Source organism: Micromonospora sp. NBC_01740 (genome assembly GCF_035920365.1).
Taxonomy (GTDB): domain Bacteria; phylum Actinomycetota; class Actinomycetes; order Mycobacteriales; family Micromonosporaceae; genus Micromonospora; species Micromonospora reichwaldensis.
On the sequence record NZ_CP109150.1, the window covers coordinates 3,162,977 to 3,188,286 of the forward strand.

Here is a 25,310-nt window from a genome sequence, read left to right on the forward strand (position 1 = left end):
TTAGGGTCCCGACGATGGCCGCACCGGAATCGCTCTCGCTCGCCCAGGCACGTCGGGTGGCGCTCGCCGCCCAGGGCTTCGCCGATCCCGCGCCCACGGGCGTGCCCACCCGCCGGCACCTGCGTCGGGTGCTCGACCGGGTCGGGCTGATCCAGATGGACTCGGTGAACGTGCTGCAACGGGCGCACTACCTGCCGCTCTACAGCCGGCTCGGGCCCTACCCGACCGCGTTGCTCGACGACGCCGCCTACCGCCGCCCGCGGGAGCTGTTCGAATACTGGGGCCACGAGGCGTCGCTGGTGCCCGTCGGGCTGCATCCGGCGCTGCGCTGGCGGATGGCCCGGGCCCGCTCGGAGTCCTGGGGTGGGATGCGGCGGATCGCCCAGGAGCAGCCCGACCTGGTCGCCTGGGTCCGCGACGAGGTGGCCGCCCGGGGGCCGCTCACGGCCGCCGAGATCGAGCACGACGCGCCCCGGGAGACCGGCAACTGGGGGTGGAACTGGTCGGCGGTCAAGCGGGCGCTGGAGTTCCTGTTCTGGGCGGGGGAGGTGACGGCCGCCGACCGCACCACGTCGTTCGCGCGCCGCTACGACCTGCCGGAGCGGGTGCTGCCGGCCGCCGTGCTCGACGCGCCGACGCCGACCGACGCGGAGGCCCACCGCGCGCTGGTGGGCATCGCCGCGCGGTCGCTCGGGGTGGCCGCGGAGCCGGAGCTGCGCGACTACTTCCGGCTGCCGGTGGCGGGGGCCCGGCAGGCCATCGCCGAACTGGTCGAGGCGGGCGAGTTGCTGCCGGTCGCCGTGCAGGGCTGGCGGCGGCCCGCCTGGCTGCACGCCGGGGCGCGGCTGCCCCGCTGGGTGCGCGGCAACACCCTGGTCAGCCCGTTCGACCCGGTGGTCTGGGAGCGGGCCCGCACCGAGCGGCTCTTCGACTTCAGCTACCGCATCGAGATCTACGTGCCGGCGCCGCAGCGGGTGCACGGCTACTACGTGCTGCCGTTCCTGCAGGGGGAGCGGTTCACCGCCCGGGTCGACCTGAAGGCCGACCGGAAGGCCCGCGTGCTGCTGGTGCCGGCCGCCTGGGGCGAGCCGGGCGTCGACCGGGGCGAGACCGCGCTGGCGCTGGCCGCCGAGCTGCACCGCCTCGCCGGCTGGCTGGGCCTGGACGCGGTGGCTCCGCCCGCCGCCGGCGACCTGGCCGCCCCGCTGGCCGCGGCGCTGGCGGGCGTGGCCGGTGTACGGTGAGCGACGTGACGAGCGTTGACGGACCGGCCTCCCCGCCGCATCCGCAGACGGGTGGGCTCGACGCCCCGCCCCAGGCGGGCCCGGCCGCACCGGCCGACGGGCGGCCCACGGACCAGGCGCCGCCCCACCCGGGTCCGCCCTATCCGCCCCACCCGGGTGCGCCCCATCCGGATCAGCCCTACCCCGGGGCGGCCTATCCGGGTTCGCCCTATCCGGGGGCGGCGGCCTACCCCGTCGCCGAGCCGGACCGGCTCACCCGCTTCGTCGTCCGCCTCTACGAGCGCTCCCCGCGCTGGGCGGTGCCGCTGGCCGCGCTCGGCTGTGTCGCCGCCGGCATCGGCTACGCGCTGATCAGCGACCCCACCCGCTCGGCGCCCGACGCCGCGCCGACCTGCCTGCTCAAGCTCACCACGGGGCTGGACTGCCCGGGCTGCGGCGGCACCCGCGCGCTCTGGTACGTGCTGCACGCCGACCTGCCGGCCGCCGCCCGGCACCACTTCCTCTTCGTCTTCGCGCTGCCCTTCCTGGCCTACCTCTTCGTCGCGTGGGCGGGCCGGCAGGCGTTCGGCTGGCGCCTGCCCGAGCTGCGGATCAGCTCCCGGGTGATCGGCGTCTTCCTGGCTGCCTGGCTGGCCTTCACGATCCTGCGCAACCTGCCCTGGGCACCCTTCACCTCCCTCTACGTCTGAGCCCAGCCGGCCGCCCTGCCCGCGTCGCCGGCCGCTCGCCCTGCCCGCGTCGCCGGCCGCGCCGGGCGTCACCGTAGGAGGCCGGGACGCCTCAGCCGTCTCGGGGTGTGCGTCCTGTCGAGCTGAGTCGTTTACGACATCACGCCGCCAAGGCCCTTCGCTCTGCGGTCGGGCCGATTGGCGGCGGGTGTGGCCGGTCGTGGTGCGCGCTGAGGCCGCACTCGGTCGGGCTTGCCGGCGGCGGGGCGTCCGACCGAGGTCGCTCCCGAGCGCCCGCGGTCGGCCCGGCGTTTCCACGACTCGTCGCTGCTCGCCGATGTCGTGAACGATTCAGCTCGACAGCGCGCGGGAGGGGACGCCGGCCGGCCGTGCGCCAGGCCCGGCGTCCGACAGCGGAACGATGCGCGCCCCGCGTGTTCGATCACCCGGCCGCGTGATCGACAGCTCAGCCGCGTGTTCGACAGCTCAGCCGGGTGATCGACAGTGCACCGTCATCGACATTGCACCGTGATCGACGTTGCACCGGGCGAGCCTGGCTTGGGCGGGCCGGGGCCACGCCACTACAGTCCCAGGAATGCCGGAGATGGTGCAGCCCCAGGTCAAGCTCGTCGCGTGGACGCACTTCGAGGCCCCCGACGACGTGCCGTGGTCGACCGACGCCGAGGGCGGCCAGGCCCTCGCGGAGTTCGCCGGCCGGGCCTGCTACCAGAGCTGGAAGAAGCCGAACCCGGCCACCGCCACCAACGCCGGCTACCTCGCGCACATCCTGGAGGTCGGCCACCTGAGCGTGCTGGAGCACGGCTCGGTCAGCTTCTACTTCAGCGGGGTCTCCCGCTCGTTCACCCACGAGCTGATCCGGCACCGGCACTTCTCGTACTCCCAGCTCTCCCAGCGGTACGTGCCGGAGCGCGACGCCGCCATGGTCGAGCCCTCGGTGATCGCCGACGACCCGGAGCTGCACAAGAAGTTCGTGGAGGCGGCCGAGGCGAGCGTGCGCGCGTACAACGAGCTGCTGGAGGGGCTGGAACGGCGCTTCGCCGACGTGGAGAACGCCACACTGCGGCGCAAGCAGGCCCGCCAGGCGGCCCGCGCGGTGCTGCCCAACGCCACCGAGACGCGCATCGTAGTTACCGGCAACTACCGGGCCTGGCGGCACTTCATCGCCATGCGCGCGACCGAGCACGCCGACGTGGAGATCCGTGAGCTGGCGGTGGAGTGCCTGCGGCAGCTCCAGGGCGTCGCCCCGAACGTCTTCGCCGACTTCGTCATCTCGGCCCTGCCCGACGGCACCGAGGTCGCGGCGAGCCCGCACGCCGAGCTGTCCTGAGGGCTTCCCCGGCGGGGCGCCGGTGGTCGTCCGCTAGGTTGGTGGCATGACGCACGACCACCCTGACACGTCCGCCCGGGCGGTGTCCCGCCCCTTCGGGCGAGTCCTCACGGCCATGGTGACCCCGTTCACCGCCGACGGCTCGCTCGACCTCGACGGCGCCGCGCGGCTCGCCAGCTACCTGGTCGACGAGCAGGGCAACGACGCGCTGGTGGTCAACGGCACCACCGGCGAGTCGCCGACCACCACCGAGGCCGAGAAGGAACAGCTGATCCGGGCCGTGGTGGGAGCCGTCGGTGACCGCGCCAAGGTCGTGGCCGGGGTCGGCACCAACGACACCCGGCACACCATCGAGCTCTCCACGGCCGCCGAGAAGGCGGGCGCGCACGGCCTGCTCGTGGTCACGCCCTACTACAACAAGCCGCCGCAGAGCGGCCTGCTGCGGCACTTCACCGCCGTCGCGGACGCCACCGGGCTGCCGGTGATGCTCTACGACATCCCGCACCGGGCGGGCGTGCCGATCGACACCGAGACGATGGTGCGCCTGGCCGAACACGCCCGGATCGTCGCGGTGAAGGACGCCAAGGGCGACCTGACCGCCACGAGCTGGGTCACCAGCCGGACGAACCTCGCCTTCTACAGCGGCGAGGACTCGCTCACCCTGCCCTCGCTGGCCGTGGGCGGCGTGGGCGTGGTCGGCACCTCGACCCACTTCACGGGCGCGCTGACCAAGCAGATGATCGAGGCGTACGACGCGGGGGACACCGCCACCGCGTTGAGCCTGCACCGGCGGCTGCTGCCGCTGTTCACCGGCATCTTCCGTACCCAGGGCGTGATCCTGGTGAAGGCGGGCCTGGCGGCCGCCGGGAAGCCCGCCGGGCCGGTGCGCGCGCCGATGGTCGACGCGACCGACGACGAGATCGCCCAACTCCGCGCGGACTGCGCGGCGGCGGGCCTGGAGCTGCCCGAATGATCGAACGACACGACGGACGCCGAGTGACGGCGTCGCAGAATGAGGTGGACGCGTGACCGAGGCGCACTTCGAGACGGAACTGCCCCCGCCGCTGCCGGAGGGTGGGCTGCGGATCATCCCGCTCGGCGGGCTCGGCGCCATCGGTCGCAACATGACCGTCTTCGAGTACGACGGCAAGCTGCTGGTGGTCGACTGCGGGGTGCTCTTCCCCGACGTGGAGCAGCCCGGGGTCGACCTGATCCTGCCCGACTTCGGTCCGATCCTGGACCGGCTCGACGACGTCCAGGCGATCGTGCTGACCCACGGCCACGAGGACCACATCGGCGCGGTTCCCTACCTGCTCGCGCACAAGCCCGACATCCCGCTGGTCGGCTCCCAGTTCACCCTCGCCCTGGTCGAGGCGAAGCTCGCCGAGCGGCGGATCCAGCCCTACACGCTGACCGTGCGGGAGGGCGGCCGGGAGCGGCTCGGCCCGTTCGAGTGCGAGTTCTTCGCGGTCAACCACTCGATCCCCGACGCGCTCGCCGTGGCCATCCGCACGCCGGCCGGTCTGGTGCTGCACACCGGCGACTTCAAGATGGACCAGCTCCCGCTGGACGGTCGGATCACCGACCTGGCGGGGTTCGCCCGGCTCGGCGCCGAGGGCGTGGACCTGCTGCTCTCGGACTCCACCAACGCGGAGATCCCCGGCTTCGTCACCCCCGAGCGGGAGATCGGACCGGTGCTCGACTCGATCTTCGCGAAGGCCAAGGGGCGGATCATCGTCGCGTCCTTCGCCTCGCACGTGCACCGCGTGCAGCAGGTGTTCGACTCCGCCGCCGAGCACGGCCGCAAGGTCGCCCTCATCGGCCGGTCCATGGTCCGCAACATGGGCATCGCCCGCGACCTGGGGCTGCTCAACATCCCGGCCGGGCTGGTCGTCGGGCTGGAAGAGGCGACGAACATGCCGCCCGAGCAGATCGTGCTGATGTCCACCGGTTCGCAGGGCGAGCCGATGAGCGCCCTGGGCCGGATGGCCAGCGGCGACCACCGGCACATCACCATCGCCCCCGGCGACACGGTGGTGCTCGCCTCGTCGCTGGTGCCCGGCAACGAGACCTCGGTCTACCGGGTGATCAACCGGCTGGCCCGGGCCGGCGCCGTGGTGGTACACAAGGACGTGGCCAAGGTGCACGTCTCCGGCCACGCCCCCGCCGGCGAGCTGCTCTACCTGCTCAACGTGGTCCGTCCCAGCAACCTGATGCCGGTGCACGGCGAGTGGCGGCACCTGCGCGCGCACGCCCGCCTCGGCATCGAGTCCGGCGTCGCCCCCGACCGGGTGGTGCTCTGCGAGGACGGCGACGTCGTCGACCTCGTCGAGGGCCGGGCCAGCCTGGTCGGCCACGTGAAGAGCCGCTACGTCTACGTCGACGGCCTCGCCGTCGGCGACGTCAGCGAGTCGCTGCTCACGGAGCGCCGGATCCTCGGCGACGGCGGGTTCATCGCCACCACCGTGGTGGTCGACTCGGTGACCGGCAAGGTGGTGGGCGGCCCGACCCTGTCGGCGAAGGGCTTCTCCGAGGACCCGGAGGCGTTCAGCCCGGTGATTCCGCTGGTCACCGAGGCCCTGAACCGGGCGGCCTCCGACGGCATCACCGATCCGCACCAGCTCCAGCAGATCGTCCGGCGCACCGTGGGACGGTGGGTGAACGACGCGTACCGCCGTCGGCCCATGATCGTCCCCACCGTCGTCGAGGTCTGACCCCGCGCCGCCGCGACGCCCGCCCGCACCCCGTGTGCCGGCGGGCGTCGCCGTGCGGCGGGCCGGTCCGGGGGCGCACCCCTGCGGCACCGCGACCGGCCGGCCGCCGACATCCCCGTGCACGTCGGCGACCGACCCGGAGCCCATCCGGAGGACCGGCCCCGGCCAGCGGAACTCAGCGGCGGCCGAGCCGGCGGCGCAGCAGCAGCAGGCCGGCCCCGAGGGCCAGCAGCGCCGCACCGAACAGGGCGTACGTGGTGCCGGCCGGACCGGTGCGGGGCAGCCTGGCCCCGTCCCCGGCGGGCGTCGCCGGAGCCGACGTGGCGCTCGGAGCCGACGTGGCGCTCGGCGTGGACGTGACGCTCGGCGTCGCCGCCGGCGGAGTCGTCGGGGCGCCGCCCCCCGTGCCGCCTGGCACGGGCACGGTGACCGAGGTGTCCTTGTTGGTGTACCGGTTGGTGGGCGCGAGATACAGGCGGATGCTCCCCGCCCTCTCGCTGACCGCGAGGCGGATGTGCACCGTGTCCGTGGCGCCCGCCTTCAGCTCGCCGGACCGGATGATCTCGCAGCCCTTGCCGGCCATCCGACCGCTGTCCGAGCACAGCGGCCAGATCACCTGCACACCCTTCGGGGGGACGAGGTTCAGCGAGTAGCCGCCGAGGGTGAAGGTGCCGGTGTTGCGTACCCGGGCCGTCACCCCCATCGACGCGTCGACGACCGGGCTGGCGGTGGCCCGCAGCCGCAGCGACGTCCGGTCCGGCCAGTTGACGCGGAAGTCGGTGGGGCCCTCCGTGCCACCGGCGGTGTCCCGGCCGGCGACGGACCCCCAGCTGCTCACGCCGAAGACCGGCTCGGCCGCCGTCGCCCTCAGCGCCAGCCGGTACACCTGCCGACCACCGGCCGGCACCTGCGTGCCACCGCAGACCCAGGTCTGGGGCGACCCGGCGCCGCGGCAGTCGCCACCCGAGGTCACGGTCAGCCCGGCCGGCAGACGCAGGACGAAGAAGCCCTTCGCCGCCGCCTTTCCGACGTTGCTGACGGAGACCTCCAGGGGCCCCGCCGGGTGCCACGGGTCGCCGCTGAGGAAGACCAGATCCGGCCGGGCGACGATGGTCGGCTCGGCGGTCGTGGTCGGGGTGGGTGTGGGGTCGTGTGCCGACGCGGGCGGGGCGGGGGCGACCAGCGCCAACAGGGCGGGGGCCAGCAGGGCGGTGGCCGCCACGGCGCCGGCGCGGAACGGATGCGTCATCGTGAACTCCCGGGACTCGGTGTCGGTGATGGAGAGACCACCCGGACCAGCCTCCGGTTGCACGGTGTCGGAAGCCCGTCAGGGCGGCTCGGCGTACCCGTCGGCCGCGTCCACGGTCGTGTCGAGCAGGCCGGCGAGTCGCCGGCCGGCCCGCGTCAGGCCAGCAGCGCGTTCAACTCGCCGTAGCCCATCGCGCCGGCCAGCGAGTCGTACGACCCGGAGCGCAGCGCCTCCGTGGCGGCCCGGCGGACCAGCCCGTACGCGGCCTCGGCGAGCGCCGAGCCGAGGCTGATCCGGGCCACGCCAAGCCCCGCCAGCGTGGCGACGGGAAGCCCACCCGGCCCGGTGAGCACGTTGACCGGCCCCTCGATGCCGGCGACCAGCGCGCCGATGGTCTCGGCGTCGGCCACGCCCGGCACGAAGATCCCGTCCGCGCCCGCCGCCCGGTACGCGACCGCGCGGCGCAGCGTCTCCGCCAGCCGTTCCGCCGGGTCGCCCACCGCCCGCAGGAACACGTCGGTGCGGGCGTTGACGAAGAGCCGCACCCCCGCCGCGTCCGCCGCCTCCCGGGCGGCCCGGATCCGGGCGCACTGCTCGTCGACCGGGCGCAGCGGGGACGTCCCGGCCGGCGCGGCGTCCTCGATGTTCACGCCGACCGCGCCGGCGGCCAGCACGCCGGTCACGGTGTGGGCGACCCCGGCCGGGTCGGCGGCGTACCCGCTCTCGATGTCCGCGGTGACCGGGACGGTGACGGCGGCGGCGACCCGGGCGACCACCGCCAGGGCGCGCTCGCGGTCCAGTTCGTCCCCGTCCGGGACGCCCAGGCTCCACGAGACGCCGGCGCTGGTGGTGGCGACCGCCGCCGCACCGCAGTCGGCCACGATCCGGGCGCTCGCCACGTCCCAGGCGTTGGGCAGGACGAGCGGGGCGCCGGGGCGGTGCAGGGAGTGCAGGAGCAGGGCGGTGCGCTGGTGGTGCGTCGTCGTCATGGTGCCAGTCCAGCAGGGCGGCAGGAGATCGTCCGGCGGGTTTCGGACCTCACCGGTGAGCCGCCGCCCGGCCCGGCAGTCAGGGCAGGGCGGCGACCGCCTCGGCGTACGCGACGGCGGTGTCCACGGCCGCGTCGAGCAGGACCGTGAGCTGGGCCGGGGCCACCCCGTGCGCCAGGTCGGTGGCGACGTGACCGGCCAGCAGCAGCTCGCCCTCCCGCTCGTGCACGTACGCCTTCGGCAACAGCCGGTCGTGGTTCCAGGCGTTGCAGAAGGCGTACGCCTCCGCGAGCCGGTCAGCCGGCAGCCGGCGGTTCGCCACGGACCGGGCCTGGAGGATCTCGCCCCGCTCGCCGGCGCGCCGGAACTGGATCAGCGCCTCGCCCCACCGGCCCGTGACGGCGCCACGGTCGTCCACCGCGTACCGGTCCCCGCGCCGGTCCAGCTCGGCGGTGATCATCGCCAGGCTCAGCGGGCGTGGCTCCCCGTCCGGCAGGACGTCGTCGGGCGGGTCGTCGGCGTCGTCGGCGTCGTCGTCGGGCGGCAGGGGCACCGGTGCGGCGGCCGGCCGTTCGGCCAGCCAGGACGCGATCCGGCCGGACTGGTGGCCGGTGCCGTTGCGGGCGTCGAAGCTGCCGGCCAGCGCGGTTGCCACCCCGAGCAGGGTGGCGCCCAGCGTGGCCACGTCGAGCTCGGCGGCCGGCCGCACCCCGTACGCCGGGCGGTGCACCGTCCGCCCGCCGAGCCCCGCCTCCACGGCGAGGGCGCAGACCAGCGCACCGGCGGCGGCGAACTCCATCGCGGACAGGTCGTCGTGCGGCCGGTCCAGCCGGGGCAGCTGCTCGGCGAGGACGTCGACGCCCCGGGCGGGGTGCCCGGCCAGCGCGCACCACCGCAGGTGCGTCGCGAGCAGCGGGAAGGCGGCCCGCTCCCGCCGGTGCCGCCGGTACGCCCGCACGTGCGCCTCGGCCGCCCGCTCCGGCTGGTCGGCCCGCAGCCACGACAGCAGCCCGGCGACCAGCGTCCGCTCCGGCTGCTCGGTGCAGTCGACGCCGCCCTGCGGGGAGTCCGGCAGGGCGGCCAGCGCGGCCCGGTGGTCGCCCCAGCCGGCGAGCAGTTCTGCCCGTCGGGCCGCCGCGCAGTCCGGGCAGCCGCCGACCGGCCCCGGATCGGCCGTCGACCAGCGGTCGTACCACCGCCGGGCGGTGGGCTCGTCGCCGAGGTGGTCGGCGATGCGGCAGCGCAGCTCGGCGACCACCGCCGGGTCGTCGGCGGCGCGCACGGCGAGGTCGTCCAGCATGGACCGGGCCTGGTCCAGCCCGACCCGGGGCGAGCCGAGCAGGGCCTCGACCGCGTACCGCCGGTAGCGTCGCAGCGGCTCGGCCTGGTCTTCGGCCAGCAGGTCGGGGCGGCGCTCCACCGTGGCGAGGCAGCGGCGCACCGGCTCGACCAGCCGCCACCGCTGCCCGTGCAGGAGGTACGCCTCGATGAGCGCGAACCTGGCCGCCAGCGCCGTCCGGTCGTCGCCCGTGGCGTCGGCGTGCGCGGCGATCCGTTCCAGCTCGGTGCTGCGGGCCTCGCCGTCGGGGGTGTCGCGGGCGTCGGCGAGCGCTTCGGCCAGCGCGGGGTCGGACCCCCGGCCCCCGCGCCGCAGCCCGCTCCACCAGCCGGGCAGCCCGAACGGGTCGAGGCCGCGACCGGCCAGGTCACCGCCGCGGCCCGTCACGCCACCACCCCGCCGGGCAGCCGGGCCACCTCGGTGGCGAGCTGGCAGCCGGTGGCGATGCCGCAGTCGAGCAACTGGTCGAGCTGGTGCGCGGTGACGCCGCGTTCCAGGTCGGTGATGACCTCGCCGCAGATCCGGGCCCGCCCGTCGTCCTCGACGTGCACGAAGGCCTTCGGCCAGAGCCGGTCGTGGTTCCACGCGTTGCAGAAGGCGTGCAGCGCCGGCACGTACTCGATGGGGAACGCCGGCGCGGTCAGGGTGCGGACCTGGAGCAGCTCCCCGTTGGCGCCGGGGCGCAGGAACCAGATCAGGCTGTCGTCCCAGCGGCCGACCAGGTCGCCGTCGGCGTCGGCCTGGACCCGGTATCCCCGGCTGTGCAGCACGGCGGCGATCAGCTCGCCGGTCAGCGGTTCCAGCGTCCCCGGGTGCCCGGCCAGGTGGCCGTCCCGACCGTCCTCGGTTCCCGGCGACGCCATGGGGGCAACCCTTCTGAGGCAGATATCACGTGACGCGGCGGGGCCCGCGCTGCGACACGCGGACACGACCCGGAAAGGCGGCGATCTGCCGGGTCACGCCATTAGGTTGATGCTATGGCGGGCCGTACCTCTCAGGCGAGCCGGCGGCGCGGCGCGTCGCCGCGTGGCACCACGAACAGTCGTGCCCGTCAGCCGGCGAAGAAGGCCGGCCGGGCGGCACCCCGGCGGCGGCCGGCGGCCCGGTCCGGCCCGGGCCCGATGGTCGGGCAGGCGGTCCGCGCACTGTGGATGGGGATGGCGCACGGTCTCGGCTGGGCGTTCCGGCAGGCCGGCTCCGCCCGGGGGCTCGACCCGGAGCAGCGCCGCGACGGCGCGGGCCTGCTGGTCTTCGGAATCGCCCTGCTCAGCGCGGTGGCCCTCTGGTTCTCCGGCGCCGGCCCGGTGGGCGCGCGGCTGGCCGACACCTTCCGCCTCTTCCTCGGGGCGATCTCGGTCGTGGTGCCGGTACTGCTGATGATCGGCGCCTGGCGGCTGATGCGCGAGCCCGTCGATCCCGAGCACCGCGGCCGGGGCCTGGTCGGCTGGACCTCGATGCTGGTCGCCACCGCCGCGATGCTGCACATCGGACAGGACCCGGCCGACGCGGGCCAGCGCGACTTCGCCGGCGGCCTGGTCGGCGCCGGCGTCGGCAGCCTGATGGAGCGGGCGGTCACCGCCTGGGTGGCCGTGCCGCTGCTGATCCTGCTGCTGGTCTTCGGCCTGCTGGTGGTCACCGCGACCCCGATCAACAAGGTCCCGGAGCGGCTCGGCCTGCTGTTCGGCACCCGGATCGCCCCGCCGGTGGTGGAGGAGGAGACGGCCGAGGAGCCCGCCCGGCCGGCGCCCCGTAAGCGCCCGGCGAAGCGGGCGGCCCCGCCGCCGCCCGACCCGGCGGAGTTCGACGACGACCTCGACGGGGTGGACCTCCAGGAGACCCTGGTGCTGCCCCGCAAGCCCCCGGGCCGGGTTCCGGCCACCCGCAAGCCGGCGGAGCCGCCGGAGCACTCGCCCGCCCCGACGCGGGCCGAGCAGCTCGCGCTGACCGGGCTGGCGGGCGACTACACGCTGCCGCCGGCGAACATCCTCGGCAGTGGCGCGGCCCCGAAGTCCCGGAGCAAGGCCAACGACGAGGTGATCGTCGCGCTCACCGGCGTCTTCGAGCAGTTCGGTGTGGACGCGGCCGTCACCGGGTTCACCCGCGGGCCGACCGTCACCCGCTACGAGGTGGAGCTGGGCCCGGGCGTCAAGGTCGAGCGGATCACCCAGCTCTCCCGCAACATCGCGTACGCGGTGAAGTCGCCGGACGTGCGGATCCTCAGCCCGATCCCGGGCAAGAGCGCGGTCGGGGTGGAGATCCCGAACACCGACCCGGAGAACGTGGCGCTCGGCGACGTGCTGCGGTCGCGGGCCGCCACCAGCGACCACCACCCGATGGTGGTGGCGCTCGGCAAGGACATCGAGGGCGGCTACGTGGTGGCCAACCTCGCCAAGATGCCGCACATCCTGATCGCCGGCGCGACCGGCGCGGGCAAGTCGTCCTGCCTGAACTCGCTGCTGGTGTCCATCCTCACCCGGGCCACGCCGGACGAGGTGCGGCTGCTGCTGATCGACCCGAAGCGGGTCGAGATGACGGGCTACGAGGGCATCCCGCACCTGGTCACCCCGATCGTGACCAACGCGAAGAAGGCGGCCGACTCGCTGGAGTGGGTCGTCCGCGAGATGGACATGCGCTACGACGACCTCGCCGCCAACGGGGTCCGGCACATCGACGACTTCAACCGCAAGGTGCGCAACGGCGAGATCAAGGCGCCGCCGGGCAGCGAGCGGGAGATGCGCCCGTACCCGTACCTGCTGGTGATCGTGGACGAGCTGGCCGACCTGATGATGGTCGCCCCGCGCGACGTGGAGGACTCGGTCGTCCGGATCACCCAGCTCGCCCGCGCGGCCGGCATCCACCTGGTGCTGGCCACCCAACGCCCGTCGGTCGACGTGGTCACCGGCCTGATCAAGGCCAACGTGCCGTCCCGCCTGGCGTTCGCCACCTCCTCGCTGGCCGACTCGCGGGTCATCCTCGACCAGCCGGGCGCGGAGAAGCTGCTGGGCCGCGGCGACGGCCTGTTCCTGCCGATGGGCGCCTCGAAGCCGATCCGGATCCAGGGCGCCTGGGTGACCGAGCGCGAGATCGCCGACGTGGTGAAGTTCTGCAAGGACCAGCGCGAGCCGGAGTTCCGCCCGGACGTGCTCGTCGCGCCGGACGCCGGCAAGAAGAAGATCGACGAGGAGATCGGCGACGACCTCGACCTGCTGGTGCAGGCGGTCGAGCTGGTGGTCACCTCGCAGTTCGGCTCGACCTCGATGCTCCAGCGCAAGCTGCGGGTCGGCTTCGCCAAGGCGGGGCGGCTGATGGACCTGATGGAGACCCGGGGCGTGGTCGGCCCGTCGGAGGGGTCCAAGGCCCGCGACGTGCTGGTCAAGCCGGACGAGATGGAGGAGGTCCTGGTCGGCCTGCGCGGCGGCGAGGACTAGGACTCCGGCCGGACACGCGACGGGCCCGCCGGCCGGACACGCGACGGGCCCGCCGGCACGCCGGCGGGCCCGGTCTCCGCTGGGGGAGCGGCGGGGTCAGTTGTTGACGAGGGCGTTGATGATCAGCAGGCTGACCACGATGGCGGCCACGTTGGCGGCGGCGGCGTACCAGCCGAGCGGCTTGTCACCGAGCACGGCGCCGACGATGCCCAGGACCAGCCCGATCACGCCGAAGATGAGCGGGTTGAGCAGGAGCGCGAGGACCGCGAACACGAAGCCCACGATGGTGCAGATGCGGGCGGCGTTGGTGCGCGGGCGGGCGGTCGAGTGCATGTTGGCCATGTCTGCCTCCGTGGGTGAGAGCCTTTCCGGTGCCAGGCACAGCTCTACCCACTGTGGTCGTCCGTCACGCCTCGCCCCTGTGGACGCCGGTCAGTGGAAGACCTTCAGGCCGACGACGCCGGCGACCACCAGCAGCAGGCAGGCTATCCGGGGCAGGCTGGCCGGCTCGTTCAGCGCGAGCATCCCGACCAGGGCGGTGCCGACCGCCCCGATGCCGACCCAGACGACGTAGCCGGTGCCGACCGGGATCTCGCGCAGCGCGTACGCCAGACCGGCCATGCTGAGCACCAGGGTCACCACGAAGACCAGCGACGGGACGAGCCGGGTGAAGCCGGCGCTGCGGTCGAGGGCGATCGCCCACGCGGTCTCGAGAAGTCCGGAGACCACCAGCACGATCCAGGCCATGGAAGATCACCTCTGCGTAGGCGCCCGGACCAGCGGGCCGGGAGGAGTGGGTTCGGTACACACACGCGGGGCGTCTTGGCCTGACCGGGTACGCCCACCACTCGTCCGGGGCGACCTCGGGCCGCCACGACCGACGGTAGCACCGGCCGGGCGGCTTCCGGGGTGAGCCGGGCCACCACGGGTTGACGTGAACCTCGCTTCAACTTGCAGTATCGGGGTATGCCGCTGCTCTTCTCCGATCCCGAGGTCGCCGCCGCGCTGGACGCCCCCACCACGGTCGCCGCGATGCGGGACGCCCTGCTCGCCGCGTACGCCGGCCGCCTGGTGTCCCCGCCCCGGGCCGCCGCGCCGCTGGGCGGGGGACGGATGGTGCTCACCGCCGGCCACCTCACCGGCGAGTGGTACGGCTACCGCTCGTACGACACGTTCGGGCACCCGGAGAGCGAGCAGGTGGTCGTGCTGCACGACGGGCGCACCGGGGCGGTCCGGGCGGTGGCGGTCGGCGAGGAGCTGGGCTCCCGGCGTACCGGCGGGCTCGGCGGGGTCGCCGTGGACGCCCTGGCCCGGCCGGACGCCGCCACCCTGGGCGTGATCGGCTCCGGCGGGCAGGCGTGGACCCAGGTCTGGGCCGCCGCCGCCGTCCGCCCGCTGCGCGAGGTCACCGTGCACAGCCGCTCCGTCGCCCGGCGGGAGTCGTTCGCCGCCCGGGTCCGCGCCGAGCTGGGCGTGCCGGCGCGGGCGGTGGACTCGGCGCGGGCCGCCGTCCGGGACCGCGACGTCGTGGTGCTCGCCACCACCGCCGTCGGCCCCGTGCTCGACGCCGCCGACCTGGCCCCCGGCACCCACGTGAACACGGTCGGCTTCAAGCAGGTCGACCGGCACGAGTTCGGCACCGACCTGCTGGACGCCGCCGACCTGCTGGTCACCGACTCGCCGGCGCAGGCGGCCGCGTACGACCCGCCGATGCTGGCGACGCTGCCCGCGTACGCCGGGCGGTTGCGCGACCTGGGCGCGGTGCTGGCCGGCGCCGTCCCCGGCCGGACCGGCGCGGACCAGGTGTCGGTCTTCTGCTCGACCGGCCTGGCCGGCACGGAGGTCTTCCTGCTCGACCGGCTGGTCGGGGTGGGCGCGGCGGCGGTCTGAGCCGGTCGTGGCCACCGGGAGCGCGTGGCGGCCCGCCGTTGGCGGCGGCCGGCCGCGCGCCCGGTACCCTCGGATGGTGTCTGCCACCTCCCCTTCCCCCGCCGACGGCCGCCGTGTCGCCCTGCTGACCCTGGGCTGTGCCCGCAACGAGGTCGACTCGGAGGAGCTGGCCGCCCGGCTGCACGCCGACGGCTGGCAGGTCACCACCGACGGCGAGGGCGCCGACGTGGTGGTCGTGAACACGTGCGGCTTCGTGGAGAAGGCGAAGCAGGACTCCATCCAGACCCTGCTGGCCGCCGCCGACACCGGCGCCAAGGTGGTCGCCGCCGGCTGCATGGCCGAGCGGTACGGCCGCGAGCTGGCCGACAGCCTCCCCGAGGCGCAGGCGGTGCTGAGCTTCGACGACTACCCGGACATCGCCGCCCGGCTGGACGCGGTGGTGGCCGGCGAGCGGATCGGCGCGCACACCCCGCGCGACCGGCGCGAGCTGTTGCCCCTCACCCCCGTCTCCCGGCGGGACAGCGGGGTGTCGCTGCCCGGCCACGGCACCCCGGTCCGGGGCGTCACCGAGACCGACGAGCACACCCCGGCCCACCTGCGCCAGGTGCTGCGCCACCGGCTCGACACCGGCCCGGTCGCCTCGCTCAAGCTGGCCAGCGGCTGCGACCGGCGCTGCGCGTTCTGCGCCATCCCCGCCTTCCGCGGCGCCTTCGTCTCCCGTACGCCGGACGAGCTGCTCGCCGAGGCGGAGTGGCTGGCCAAGACCGGCGTCCGCGAGCTGGTGCTGGTCAGCGAGAACTCGACCTCCTACGGCAAGGACCTGGGCGACCCCCGGGCGCTGGAGAAGCTGCTGCCCCAGCTCGCCGCGATCGACGGCATCGTCCGGGTACGGGCGAGCTACCTCCAGCCGGCCGAGACCCGGCCCGGCCTGGTCGAGGCGATCGCCACCACGCCCGGCGTGGCGCCCTACTTCGACCTGTCGTTCCAGCACTCCAGCGAGCCGGTGCTGCGCCGGATGCGCCGTTTCGGCTCCACCGAGCGGTTCCTGGAGCTGCTGGCGAGTGCCCGCGCGCTGGCCCCGGCTGCGGGCGCACGGAGCAACTTCATCGTCGGCTTCCCGGGCGAGACGCGCGGCGACTACCAGGAGCTGGTGCGGTTCCTGACCGAGGCGCGGCTCGACGCGATCGGGGTGTTCGACTACAGCGACGAGGACGGCACCGAGGCCGCCGGGCTGCCCGGCAAGGTCTCCGCCGCCACGGTCAAGCGTCGCTACGACAAGCTCAGCGCGCTCGCCGACGAGCTCTGCTCGCAGCGCGCCGAGGAACGCCTGGGCTCCACGGTCGAGGTGCTGGTCGACTCGGTCGACGACGGCGTGGTCGAGGGGCGGGCGGCCCACCAGGCCCCCGAGGTCGACGGCTCGACCACCCTCGTCGCCCCGGCCGACGGCGGGGTGGACCTGGCCGCGTTGCGCCCCGGCGACCTGGTGCGGGCGACGGTGACCAGCACCGAGGGAGTGGACCTGGTGGCGGTCCCGGATGAGATGATCTCGGCGGCGCCCGGCGCAACACGGTGACGGCGGGCCCGGACGGAGCGGGGGAGCCACGTGGTGGGGTGCCAGGTACGCCACGGCCGCCGGAGCGGGGCGCGGCGGTGACCGGGGCGACGGAATCGACGCCCGCGCCGGTGGTGGCCGGCGTACCGGTGATGAACGCGGCCAACGCGCTCACCGCGCTGCGGCTGGTCCTGGTGCCGGTCTTCGCGGCGTCCGTGGTCGCCTCCGCCATGGACCACGCCGGCTGGCGGATGGTCGCCTGCCTGATCTTCGCCGTCGCCTCGGCGACCGACCTGGTCGACGGCTGGATCGCCCGCCGGTTCGCCCTGGTCACCTCGGTGGGCAAGGTCGCCGACCCGATCGCGGACAAGGCCCTCACCGGTGCGGCGCTGCTGCTGCTCTCCTGGTACGACCAGCTGCCCTGGTGGGTGACCGCCGTGATCCTCGTCCGCGAGCTGGGCATCACCGCGCTGCGCTTCTGGGTGATCCGCCACGGCGTGATCGCGGCCAGCCGGGGCGGCAAGATCAAGACTGCGCTCCAGATCCTGGCCATCACGTGGTACCTGTGGCCCATGCCGGCCGTGCTCGCCGCCGTCGGCCCGTGGATCATGGCCGCCGCGGTCGGCGTCACGCTGGTCACCGGCTTCGACTACGTCGCGCAGGCCCTCCGGCTGCGCCGCCCCGCCGCCTGACCCGGCGCCCGTACCGCCCGTCCTCTCCCGCCCCGGCCCCGCCCTCTCCCGCCCGGAGCCGCGCCCGTCGGGAAGGATGAGTAGGGCCGGCGGGGCGGGGAAAGGATCCGGGACATGGACAGTGACGCTGACGGAACGCGGCCGGCCGGCAGCCCGGCGGCCGGCGTGGTGCACAGCCTCTCGGAACGGCACGAGACCCTGGCCACCGTCGAGTCGCTCACGGGCGGCCTGCTGGCCGCCTCGATCGTGGAGATCGCCGGGGTGAGCGGCATCTACCGGGGCGGCCTGGTGGTCTACGCCACCGAGCTCAAGTCGCTGCTCGCCGACGTACCCGAGGATCTGCTGGCCGACCGGGGGCCGGTCGACCCGGACGTGGCGGTGGCTCTCGCCGAGGGCGGACGGCGCCGCTGCGGGGCCGACTGGGGCCTGGCCACCACCGGGGTGGCCGGTCCCGAACCGCAGGACGGCAAGCCGGTCGGGCTGGTCTACGTCGCCGTGGCAGGGCCGTCCGGCACCGAGGTCCGGCAGCTCGACCTGGACGGCGGTCGCGACCACGTCCGCTCGGCCGCGGTCGTCGAGGCGTTGCGGCTGCTCGCCGCGCGGATCCACCAGACCGACGCCGCCGGGGCGGCGGGGTCCGACAGCCGGGCAACCGGGGCCGACGGCGGGCGGGCCGACGCGGCCGGCGCGGGCCGCCGCTGACGGCCTTCCCAGGATCCGAGGGGCGGGGTGGGATGTCGTGGGGGCCCGCAACGGGTACGGTTGCGGGAAGGCTCCGACGACCGGTCCGGCTCGACGTGCCGGACAGGCCGCCTGGAAGAGTGGTGTCCCTCAGGGGGAGGTGCGAATGGTCCTGCTACGCCGCGTGATCGGTGACGCACTGCGGGCGCGCCGGCAGGGGCAGCACCGCACCCTGCGCGAGGTCTCCTCCGCCGCCAACGTCAGCCTCGGCTACCTCTCCGAGATCGAACGCGGCCAGAAGGAGCCCTCCAGCGAGCTGCTGGCCGCGATCTGCGACGCCCTCGGTGCGCGCCTGTCCGAGCTGCTGCGTGAGGTCAGCGACACCGTCGCCCTCGCCGAGCAGATGCCCGGCGTGCTGGTGCCGGTGCAGGACGAGCCGGCCGCGCCCGTCACCGTCCGCAGGAGCACGGGTCGGGGCGTCCACCAGGTCAGCTCGGACGGCACGGTCGCCGTCCAGGTCCGCCAGGACTCCCCGCTCAAGGCCACCCTGCGCAGCTCCCGGGTCCGGGGCAGCGAGCGCGACGTGGTCTGCGCCGCCTGATCCACTCCCTCTTCCTCGCCACGTGGTCGCCCTCGACGCCGCCGCGTACCCTTGATCGCGGACGGCGTCGGCGCTCGCTTCGCTCGCCGGTACGGATGCCCCGGTGGCGTCCGGCTGGGACGATGGAGCCACTGCCGCGCCGGAGCCGGCCGGGAGTACCCGGCGCGGTCCAGGCGGAGCGACGCTACTGAGGGGACAACGCAAAGATGGCGAACCCGTTCGTCAAGGGGTGGAAGTACCTGATGGCGCTCTTCGGCGCCAGGATCGACGAGCACGCCGATCCGAAGGTGCAGATCCAGCAGGCCATCGAGGAGGCCCAGCGTCAGCACCAGGCGCTGGTCCAGCAGGCCGCCGCCGTGATCGGCAACCAGCGGCAGCTGGAGATGAAGCTGTCCCGTCAGATGACCGAGGTCGAGCGGTTGCAGGCCAACGCCCGCCAGGCCCTGGTCCTCGCCGACCAGGCCCGCGCCCGCGGCGACGAGGCCGAGGCCGGCCGCTACGAGCAGTCCGCACAGGTCCTGGCGACCCAGCTGGTCTCGGCCGAGCAGGCCACGGAGGACCTCAAGACCCTGCACGACCAGGCGCTCGCCGCCGCCGCCCAGGCCCGCCGGGCGGTCGAGAACAACTCGATGATCCTCCAGCAGAAGCTCGCCGAGCGCACCAAGCTGCTCAGCCAGCTCGAGCAGGCCAAGATGCAGGAGAGCGTGGCCCGCTCGCTGGAGTCGATGTCGTCGCTGACCGCCCCCGCCAACACGCCCTCGCTCGACGAGGTGCGCGATCGCATCGAGCAGCGGTACGCCACGGCGATGGGCCGCGCCGAGCTGGCCGGCAACTCCGTCGAGGGCCGCATGCTGGAGATCCAGAAGTCGACCCTGGACTCGGCCGGCTCGTCCCGCCTGGAGCAGATCCGGTCGAGCATGGCCGGCGAGCAGCTCGGCGGCAAGCAGGAACGACCGGCCGCGGAGCAGGCCCAGCCCGCCGCGCCGGCCGCCGACCCGGCGGCCGCCGCCCGGCTGAACGAGATCCGGGCCAGCATGGGCCGGGAACGTGGCACCGGAGACACCACCGCCGCCGGCTGAGCGGCCGGTTCGAGGAGGCAGAGGTGGCAGACGAGCGCACGCGGTACTTCCGGCGCCTGAGTCGGTTGCGGGGTTCCGCACGCCGGTGGAGCGTCACGGCCGGCGGCCTGGGCGGCGCCGCCGCCGTGCTGACCCCGTACGCCGGGCTCGGGCTGCCCGACGCGGCCTGGGCGGCCGGGGCGGGCGGCGCGCTGGTGCTCGCCGCCTGGCGCTGGATCGACCTGCGGGCGCTGGCGGCCCAGCCGGCGCCGCCGCCGCTCGACCCGGCCGAGGCCGCCGCCCGGTCGCGCGCCAAGCTGGTGGCCGCCGTGGAGCGGCTCCCCGTCGGCCCCGGCGTGCTGGCCGAGGTCCGCCGGGTGCGCTCCCGGGTGGCGCTGCGCGGCACCAGCGCCGCCGAGCCGTGGGCCCGGCTGGACCGGGCCGCCCTGACCCTCGCCGGGATGACCGGCCGGCTCACGGGGCTCGCCTCGCCGGCCGTGCTGGAGGCCGCCGAGGCAGACCGGTCGCTGCGGGACCTGGCCGACCGGGTGGCCAGCGTCGAGCGCACCCTGCGGCTCGCCCCGGCCGAGTCCCGGCCGCCGCTGGCCGAGGCGCACCGGGCCCTGACCGCGCAGCTGGAGCAGGGCGTCACCGCGTACGAGCGGCTCGTCGTGGCCGCTGCCGGCTACGTTGCCGGGGAAGCCCACCCCGACGCCGCGCACCCGGCCGCCTCCCGGCTCACCGAGGCGACCGACCTGCTGCACGGCGTCGCCACGGCCCTGACCGAACTCCGCGGCGTCGGCGCCCCCCTCCGCACCCCCTGACCCCGCCCCGCCGCACGACCCGCGCCGGTCATGCAGTGGTGCCGGCCCGGCACCCGTTCGGGCGTTCCGCACCCCGCCACCACTGCATGACCGGCGCGGGTCGGTCACGGGGGCGTGGTTATCGGGATCGGGCCGGTGAACGGGGAGCTGCCGACGACGTTGAACGACCGGATCCGGTAGTGGTAGGTGACGCCGCGCGCCAGCCCGGTGTTGGTGAAGCCCCGGCCGGTGACGGTGAAGGTCGCCACCTCCAGGCCGAACGCCGGGTCCAGCGCCCGCTGCACGATGAACCCCGCGCCCGGTGCGGCCGGCGTGCTCGCCGCCCAGGCGAGGATCACCGTCGCCGTGTCCGGCCCGGGTGCCGTCGCGGTGGCGGTCACCCCCGTGGGCGGGCCCGGCGCCGGCGGGGTGGTCGCCCGGGCCACCGTCGACCAGGCCGACGCGGCGCCGAGATAGGTGGTCCGCACCCGGTAGTAGTACGTGGTGTCGGGGGCGACGGCGATGTCGAGATGGTTGTCGCCGACGCCGATCGCGGTGGTGCCCGGCCCGCTGCTGAACGTCGGGTTGGTGGCCCGCTGCACGTCGATCCCGGTCGCGAAGGAGCGGTTGGCCCAGCGCAGCGCGATCCGCAGCGGCGCGGCCGGCGGGATGGCCGCCGTCAGCCCGGCCGGCGCGGCGAGGTGCACCGAGGCCGGCACGCTGTTGGACCACGTGGAGCAGCTCACCGCGTTCTCCGCCCGGATCCGGTAGTGGTAGGTCACCCCGGGGATGACGCTGGCGTCGGTGTAGCGGGTCGCCGTGGCCGCCACCGTGATCGCCGTGAGGCCCGCCGTGAAGGCGGCGTCGGTGGCCCGCTGGAGCTGGTGGCTGGTGGCCGGTGGCCGGCTCCCGTTGCCCGTCCAGGTCAGCGCGATCGCGGGCAGCGCGGTGGCCGAGCCGGGGGCAGGGGTCGCGGTCAGCCCGGTCGGTGCCCGGGGCGACACCCGCAGCACCAGCGGCCGGATCATGCCCTGGTCCCGGTGGCCGCCGAGCTGGCTGTGCCAGTGGTACTCCCAACCGAGGTTGACGAGCTGGTTCACCACGACCGCGGGTCGGCCGTCGACCGGGCTGACCGGGGTCGAGCCGGTCCGGGCGCCCGCCGGCCGTAGCGGGTCGAGCAGCCGTACGCTGTCGCCGATCTTGAACGGCAGAGGCGGCGCGACCGGCCGGAGCGCGACGATCACGTCCTCGCGCGGGTCGACCCGGACGACCTGCTTCCAGCCCCGCTCCGCCGGGTGCGGTGGCCGGGTGGTGCCGTCCCAGCCGACCCGGCCGACCAGCTGCACGTCGCAGCCGGTGAACCGCACCGGCTGGGTCTGCCGGCTGTTGCCGCGGATCCGCCAGAGTTGGGTGCCGTCGCCGGGCCCGCCCACCGCGACGGCCGGATCGCTGACGTGCAGCACCTCCGTGGCCGGGTCGGTCGGCCCGAGCGGCAGGACGGTGGGGGAGAGCGGCCCGGCGTGCGGGTGCCCGACGCCGAGCCGGCCGACGAGCCGGCCGTGGTCCGGTTCGAAGACCTGCTGCACCGCCTTGACCTCCAGCGGCAGCAGCACCGGGGCGGCGGCGCCGGCCGGGACGAAGCTGACCGTCGCGGCGTGCACCGGGACCACCGTGTCGCGCGCGGTCCGGGTGCCGAACGCCACGTCGTACGCCGGCTGCGGCACGATCGGCGGGCGCTGGCTGGCCGCGTACGCCTCGGGCAGGCGCTCGCGCAGCCGCGCCAGGTCGTACGGCGGCGCCGGGGTGCCGGCGACCCGGAACTGGAGCAGGGTGCGGGTGTTCGGCCCGTACCCGGGGCGGGTCGGCGGCGCCCCGCCCTCGGCGCTGCGGTCCGGGGCGCCGGTGTGGTGGTCGGCGCGCGGGTCGAAGCCGGGCAACGGGGCCGGGCAGTCGTTGTAGAGGATCAGCGTGCCGCCGGGCGCGACGGTGGAGAAGTCGACAAGCACGTCGGCCGCCTCCCCCGGGGCGAGCAGCAGCGCGTGCGCGTCGACGTTGAGCACGGTCGGGTCGCGCCGGTCGTACCGGTAGCTCACCGGCCGGTTCGGCACCACCACCGGCGCGGGCAGCAGGCCGCACTCGTTGCCGATCTGGACGAGCTCCGGGCCGGCGGCGCGCGGGTCCGGGACCCCGCCGTCGCGCCCGTCCGTCGGCCAGCCGGCGGGCCGCTCCGGCGCGCGTACCGCCTCCACCGTCGGCACCTCGCCGGCGTCGGCGTCGGCCAGCCCGCCGTCCGGGTCCCACATCGGCCCGTCGGAGCGAGCCCGGTAGAGCTGAAGGTTCAGGCCGCGGTCCAGGCAGGCGTTGAGGATCCGGAACCGGTACGTCCTCGGCTCGACCTCCAGGTACGGGTACGCGATCCCGTTGACCAGCACGGTGTCGCCGAACGCGTCCGGCACCGCCGAGGGGTGCGGGACGCCGGGCGCGAGCGGCGGCTCGTCGGGGTCGGCGACGGGGTCGTGGTGCGGGTTCGGCACGGGGTCCGCCCGGTGCCGCGTACCGCCGTGCTCCCGCTGCCCGGCGTCGTCGCCCGTACGCGACCACGGACCGTAGTCCCACCGGCCGGTCGGGTTCGTCCCGTCGGCCCGGTGCGGGTTCTGCCGGGGCTGGTAGACGTGCGGGTGCCAGAGGCTGCCCCGGGAGCCCCAGCGGTCCCGGTCCCACGTCGGGTCCTCCCCGGCGAGCTGGGCGTCCTCCGGCACGAACGTCTTGTCCTCGATCACCAGGGGCAGCTGGTCGGCGGGGAGCACCTCGTCGGCGACGAGCCGCTCCTCGGCGGGGTCGGTGAGCAGGTAGAGGGCGACCTGGCCGGAGTAGACGGTGAGCCGGGCCAGGCCGACGGTGTTGTCGTGGAACCAGCACAGCCGCCCGCTCTGCTCGTTCGGGTAGTAGAGCGTGGTGGCGCCCGCGCCGGGCGGCGGCATGTCGGGCACGTGGGTCAGGCCGGGCCCCGTCGGGTAGGGGGTGATCTCCCCGGCCGGCGTCACCCACTGCCAGGGGTTGCCGGCGCTGGTCCAGCCGGTGTGCGCGCCCGCCAGCCGCAGCACCGCCCGGTTCTGCGGGTAGGGCGCCGGGCCGTCGAGCGGGCCGGCCCCGGCGCCGTCGACGGTCGGGTCGACCGGCAGGAAGAGTTCGCCGGAGCGGCCGGTGGGGAGCTGGTTGATGAACTTGACCCGGACCGGTCGGCCGCGCCGGGCCAGGATGAGCGGGCCGAGGTGCCAGGGGCGCCCCGCCGGCGCGACCGTGTTGTGCCCGTGGGCGTCCGTGCCGAGGTTGAGCTGCCGGTAGCCGCGCAGCCGGGTGGCCGGCAGGTCCCGGTGCAGCCGCTGCGCGTACTGCTCCAGGCCGATCTCGTAGTAGTCGCAGCCCGGATAGCTGACGGTGTCCGGCACCGCCACCGGCAGGTGGGCGCCCAGCTCGGTGCGGCCGAGCGCGCCGGGGCGGGGCAGCGCGTCGACGAACTTGCGGATGCCGGTGCCGGGCAGCACGCAGCCGTCGGCGTCGACCACCGGCAGCGGGCTGCGGGCCTGGTTCGGCAGCGGCCCGAAGTAGCGCGGGACGGCGGCCGGGTCGAGGCTGGCCGGCGCGGCGACCGGCTCGGCCGCGCGCCGGGCCGCCGGCACGGGACCCGCCCCGGTCCCGTCGGCGTCGTGCTCGGCGCGGGCGCTCGCCCGCTCCGCCCACGGGATCCGGAGTCTGCGGAACAGCTCCATGGCTCTCCCCGGTGTCCGGGCGCGGCGGCCGCCACGTCGGCGTGGCGGACCGGTCGCGCGTCGCTGACGATGCGTGAGGAGTCAACCGCAGCATGCGACCTCGACGGCGATGTTAGGAAGTACCCAATCGTCCGAATCCGTGGCAAGGACGCGACTCGCCGCCCTGCCGGCGGAGTGTCCCGCCCGACACGCCGGCCGGGTGGCTGCGGGTGGCTACCCGCCATGCGCGACGCAGGACACGCGCGTGTCGCACCGGCCCGGCCGGGTCAGTCGGCGGGACGCTCCGGCTGGCAGACCGGGCACCAGTAGGTGACCCGCTCGCCCAGTTCCTCCTTGCGGATCGCGGTGCCGCACCGCCGGCAGGGCTGGGCGCGCCGGCCGTAGACGTAGCTGGTCTGCCCCCGGCGCAGCGATCCGGTGGTGCTCTGCGTCCAGCGGCCCCGGTTCGCCGCGAGCAGCTTCTGCGCCAGGGCGACGGTGCCGGCGAGGTCCGGCACCGCGCGCACCGGGGTCCACGGCGAGACGCCGCGCAGGAAGAGCACCTCGCACTTGTAGAGGTTGCCGACGCCGGCCAGGTTGCGCTGGTCCAGCAGGGCCTCGGAGATGGTGACGTCCGGGTCGGCGGCCAACCGGCGCACCGCCTCCGCCGGATCCCAGTCCGTGCCGAGCAGGTCGGGGCCGAGGTGCCCGACGAGCGACTCCTCCTCGGCCGTCGGCACCAGCGCCAACTCGTGCAGGTGGTAGCCGACGGCGACCGCCCGCGCGCTGCGCAGCACGACCCGGATCAGGTGCGCCGGCCGGGCCGCCCAGCGTTCCCCGGGCGCGTACGCCCGCCAGGCGCCGTCCATCCGCAGGTGCGAGTGCAGCGTCCAGCGCGCCCCGCCGTCGTCTCCCGGGGCCGCGTCCCCGGCCGCACCGCCGCCCTGCGCCGAGGCCGTGCCGCCCTGCGCCGGAGCCGTGCCGCACTGCGGTGTGATCGGGGCGTCGGGCGGTGGCGTGGCCTGCGGTGGGGCGGTGAGCCGCAGCAGCAGGTGCTTGCCCCGGCTGGCCGACTCCCGCACCGTCCAGCCGGCGAGGTCGGTCGCGGCGAGTTGCGGCACCCGGAAGTCGCTTCCGGCCAGGCGGGCGCCGGCCAGGGCACGGTGCAGTACGCGGGCGGTGTTCCAGACGGTGTCGCCTTCGGGCACCCGTCCATCCTTCCTCGTCCGAGCCGAATTCGCATGTGTCGCTATTTGTATGGTGGTTCCTGTCGATCTACCGACAAGGGCACGATCAGGGAGTTCT

21 protein-coding genes and 1 riboswitch are annotated in these 25,310 nt (G+C 75.2%); of the genes, 13 read left to right on the forward strand and 8 right to left on the reverse strand.

Annotation, left to right across the window (positions count from 1 at the left end; genetic code table 11):
* Positions 1-14: 14 nt before the first annotated feature.
* The 5 genes from OG989_RS14905 to OG989_RS14925 all read left to right on the forward strand — a co-directional run bounded on the left by OG989_RS14905 (position 15) and on the right by OG989_RS14925 (position 5,974).
* Positions 15-1,244, forward strand: a complete 1,230-nt coding sequence (locus OG989_RS14905; RefSeq protein WP_151454656.1) for a winged helix-turn-helix domain-containing protein — start codon at positions 15-17, stop codon at positions 1,242-1,244.
* On the forward strand, positions 1,241-1,933 hold the full coding sequence (locus OG989_RS14910) for a DUF2752 domain-containing protein (protein ID WP_442791932.1): 693 nt from the start codon (positions 1,241-1,243) through the stop codon (positions 1,931-1,933). The genes OG989_RS14905 and OG989_RS14910 overlap by 4 nt, the downstream gene beginning before the upstream one ends.
* 583 nt (positions 1,934-2,516) lie before the next feature.
* Positions 2,517-3,260 (forward strand): FAD-dependent thymidylate synthase, encoded by a 744-nt coding sequence (thyX, locus tag OG989_RS14915; protein WP_151457408.1) that lies wholly within the window; start codon positions 2,517-2,519, stop codon positions 3,258-3,260.
* A gap of 46 nt (positions 3,261-3,306) precedes the next feature.
* Positions 3,307-4,233: a 4-hydroxy-tetrahydrodipicolinate synthase gene (dapA, locus tag OG989_RS14920; protein WP_327030822.1), complete on the forward strand. Its 927-nt coding sequence runs from the start codon at positions 3,307-3,309 to the stop codon at positions 4,231-4,233.
* Positions 4,234-4,285: 52 nt separating this feature from the next.
* Entirely contained in the window at positions 4,286-5,974 is a 1,689-nt protein-coding gene (locus tag OG989_RS14925) for a ribonuclease J (protein ID WP_089001472.1), read from the forward strand.
* A 175-nt stretch (positions 5,975-6,149) separates the two neighbouring features.
* Here the strand turns inward: OG989_RS14925 and OG989_RS14930 are convergent, their stop codons facing one another.
* From OG989_RS14930 to OG989_RS14945, 4 genes are all read right to left on the reverse strand, one after another.
* Positions 6,150-7,223, reverse strand: coding sequence for an LPXTG cell wall anchor domain-containing protein (locus OG989_RS14930; protein ID WP_327030823.1), 1,074 nt, complete (start codon positions 7,221-7,223; stop codon positions 6,150-6,152).
* Positions 7,224-7,378: 155 nt separating this feature from the next.
* The gene (locus tag OG989_RS14935; RefSeq protein ID WP_327030824.1) at positions 7,379-8,212 is read right to left on the reverse strand and encodes an isocitrate lyase/PEP mutase family protein; all 834 of its coding nucleotides are present in this window, start codon (positions 8,210-8,212) and stop codon (positions 7,379-7,381) included.
* A gap of 79 nt (positions 8,213-8,291) precedes the next feature.
* A complete protein-coding gene (locus tag OG989_RS14940; RefSeq protein WP_327030825.1) occupies positions 8,292-9,938 on the reverse strand; it encodes a YbjN domain-containing protein in 1,647 nt (548 codons plus the stop codon).
* Positions 9,935-10,414 (reverse strand): YbjN domain-containing protein, encoded by a 480-nt coding sequence (locus OG989_RS14945; RefSeq protein WP_151457194.1) that lies wholly within the window; start codon positions 10,412-10,414, stop codon positions 9,935-9,937. The genes OG989_RS14940 and OG989_RS14945 overlap by 4 nt, the downstream gene beginning before the upstream one ends.
* A 114-nt stretch (positions 10,415-10,528) precedes the next feature.
* Between OG989_RS14945 and OG989_RS14950 the strand changes: the two genes are divergently transcribed.
* A complete protein-coding gene (locus OG989_RS14950) occupies positions 10,529-12,979 on the forward strand; it encodes an FtsK/SpoIIIE family DNA translocase (RefSeq protein ID WP_327030826.1) in 2,451 nt (816 codons plus the stop codon).
* A 96-nt stretch (positions 12,980-13,075) separates the two neighbouring features.
* On the opposite strand, the gene OG989_RS14955 is transcribed toward OG989_RS14950, so the two are convergent.
* The gene (locus OG989_RS14955; protein ID WP_327030827.1) at positions 13,076-13,321 is read right to left on the reverse strand and encodes a hypothetical protein; all 246 of its coding nucleotides are present in this window, start codon (positions 13,319-13,321) and stop codon (positions 13,076-13,078) included.
* Between the two features lie 90 nt (positions 13,322-13,411).
* The gene (locus tag OG989_RS14960) at positions 13,412-13,726 is read right to left on the reverse strand and encodes a DMT family transporter (protein WP_132232868.1); all 315 of its coding nucleotides are present in this window, start codon (positions 13,724-13,726) and stop codon (positions 13,412-13,414) included.
* Positions 13,727-13,790: 64 nt separating this feature from the next.
* A riboswitch (guanidine-III (ykkC-III) riboswitch) is annotated at positions 13,791-13,856 on the reverse strand.
* A gap of 89 nt (positions 13,857-13,945) precedes the next feature.
* Between OG989_RS14960 and OG989_RS14965 the strand changes: the two genes are divergently transcribed.
* The 7 genes from OG989_RS14965 to pspM all read left to right on the forward strand — a co-directional run bounded on the left by OG989_RS14965 (position 13,946) and on the right by pspM (position 20,277).
* Positions 13,946-14,869, forward strand: coding sequence for an ornithine cyclodeaminase family protein (locus OG989_RS14965; protein WP_327030828.1), 924 nt, complete (start codon positions 13,946-13,948; stop codon positions 14,867-14,869).
* Positions 14,870-14,942: 73 nt separating this feature from the next.
* The gene (rimO, locus tag OG989_RS14970) at positions 14,943-16,442 is read left to right on the forward strand and encodes a 30S ribosomal protein S12 methylthiotransferase RimO (RefSeq protein WP_327030829.1); all 1,500 of its coding nucleotides are present in this window, start codon (positions 14,943-14,945) and stop codon (positions 16,440-16,442) included.
* A gap of 77 nt (positions 16,443-16,519) precedes the next feature.
* Positions 16,520-17,113, forward strand: coding sequence for a CDP-diacylglycerol--glycerol-3-phosphate 3-phosphatidyltransferase (gene pgsA / locus OG989_RS14975; RefSeq protein WP_192581643.1), 594 nt, complete (start codon positions 16,520-16,522; stop codon positions 17,111-17,113).
* A gap of 114 nt (positions 17,114-17,227) precedes the next feature.
* A complete protein-coding gene (locus OG989_RS14980) occupies positions 17,228-17,815 on the forward strand; it encodes a CinA family protein (RefSeq protein ID WP_327030830.1) in 588 nt (195 codons plus the stop codon).
* Positions 17,816-17,960: 145 nt separating this feature from the next.
* Positions 17,961-18,395, forward strand: coding sequence for a helix-turn-helix domain-containing protein (locus OG989_RS14985; protein WP_151457765.1), 435 nt, complete (start codon positions 17,961-17,963; stop codon positions 18,393-18,395).
* A 206-nt stretch (positions 18,396-18,601) separates the two neighbouring features.
* On the forward strand, positions 18,602-19,474 hold the full coding sequence (locus OG989_RS14990; RefSeq protein WP_327030831.1) for a PspA/IM30 family protein: 873 nt from the start codon (positions 18,602-18,604) through the stop codon (positions 19,472-19,474).
* 23 nt (positions 19,475-19,497) lie between these two features.
* On the forward strand, positions 19,498-20,277 hold the full coding sequence (pspM, locus tag OG989_RS14995; RefSeq protein WP_327030832.1) for a phage shock envelope stress response protein PspM: 780 nt from the start codon (positions 19,498-19,500) through the stop codon (positions 20,275-20,277).
* 104 nt (positions 20,278-20,381) lie between these two features.
* Here the strand turns inward: pspM and OG989_RS15000 are convergent, their stop codons facing one another.
* Positions 20,382-24,026, reverse strand: coding sequence for a hypothetical protein (locus tag OG989_RS15000; RefSeq protein WP_327030833.1), 3,645 nt, complete (start codon positions 24,024-24,026; stop codon positions 20,382-20,384).
* 266 nt (positions 24,027-24,292) lie between these two features.
* Entirely contained in the window at positions 24,293-25,213 is a 921-nt protein-coding gene (locus tag OG989_RS15005; protein WP_327030834.1) for a zinc finger domain-containing protein, read from the reverse strand.
* Between the last annotated feature and the right edge of the window lie 97 nt (positions 25,214-25,310).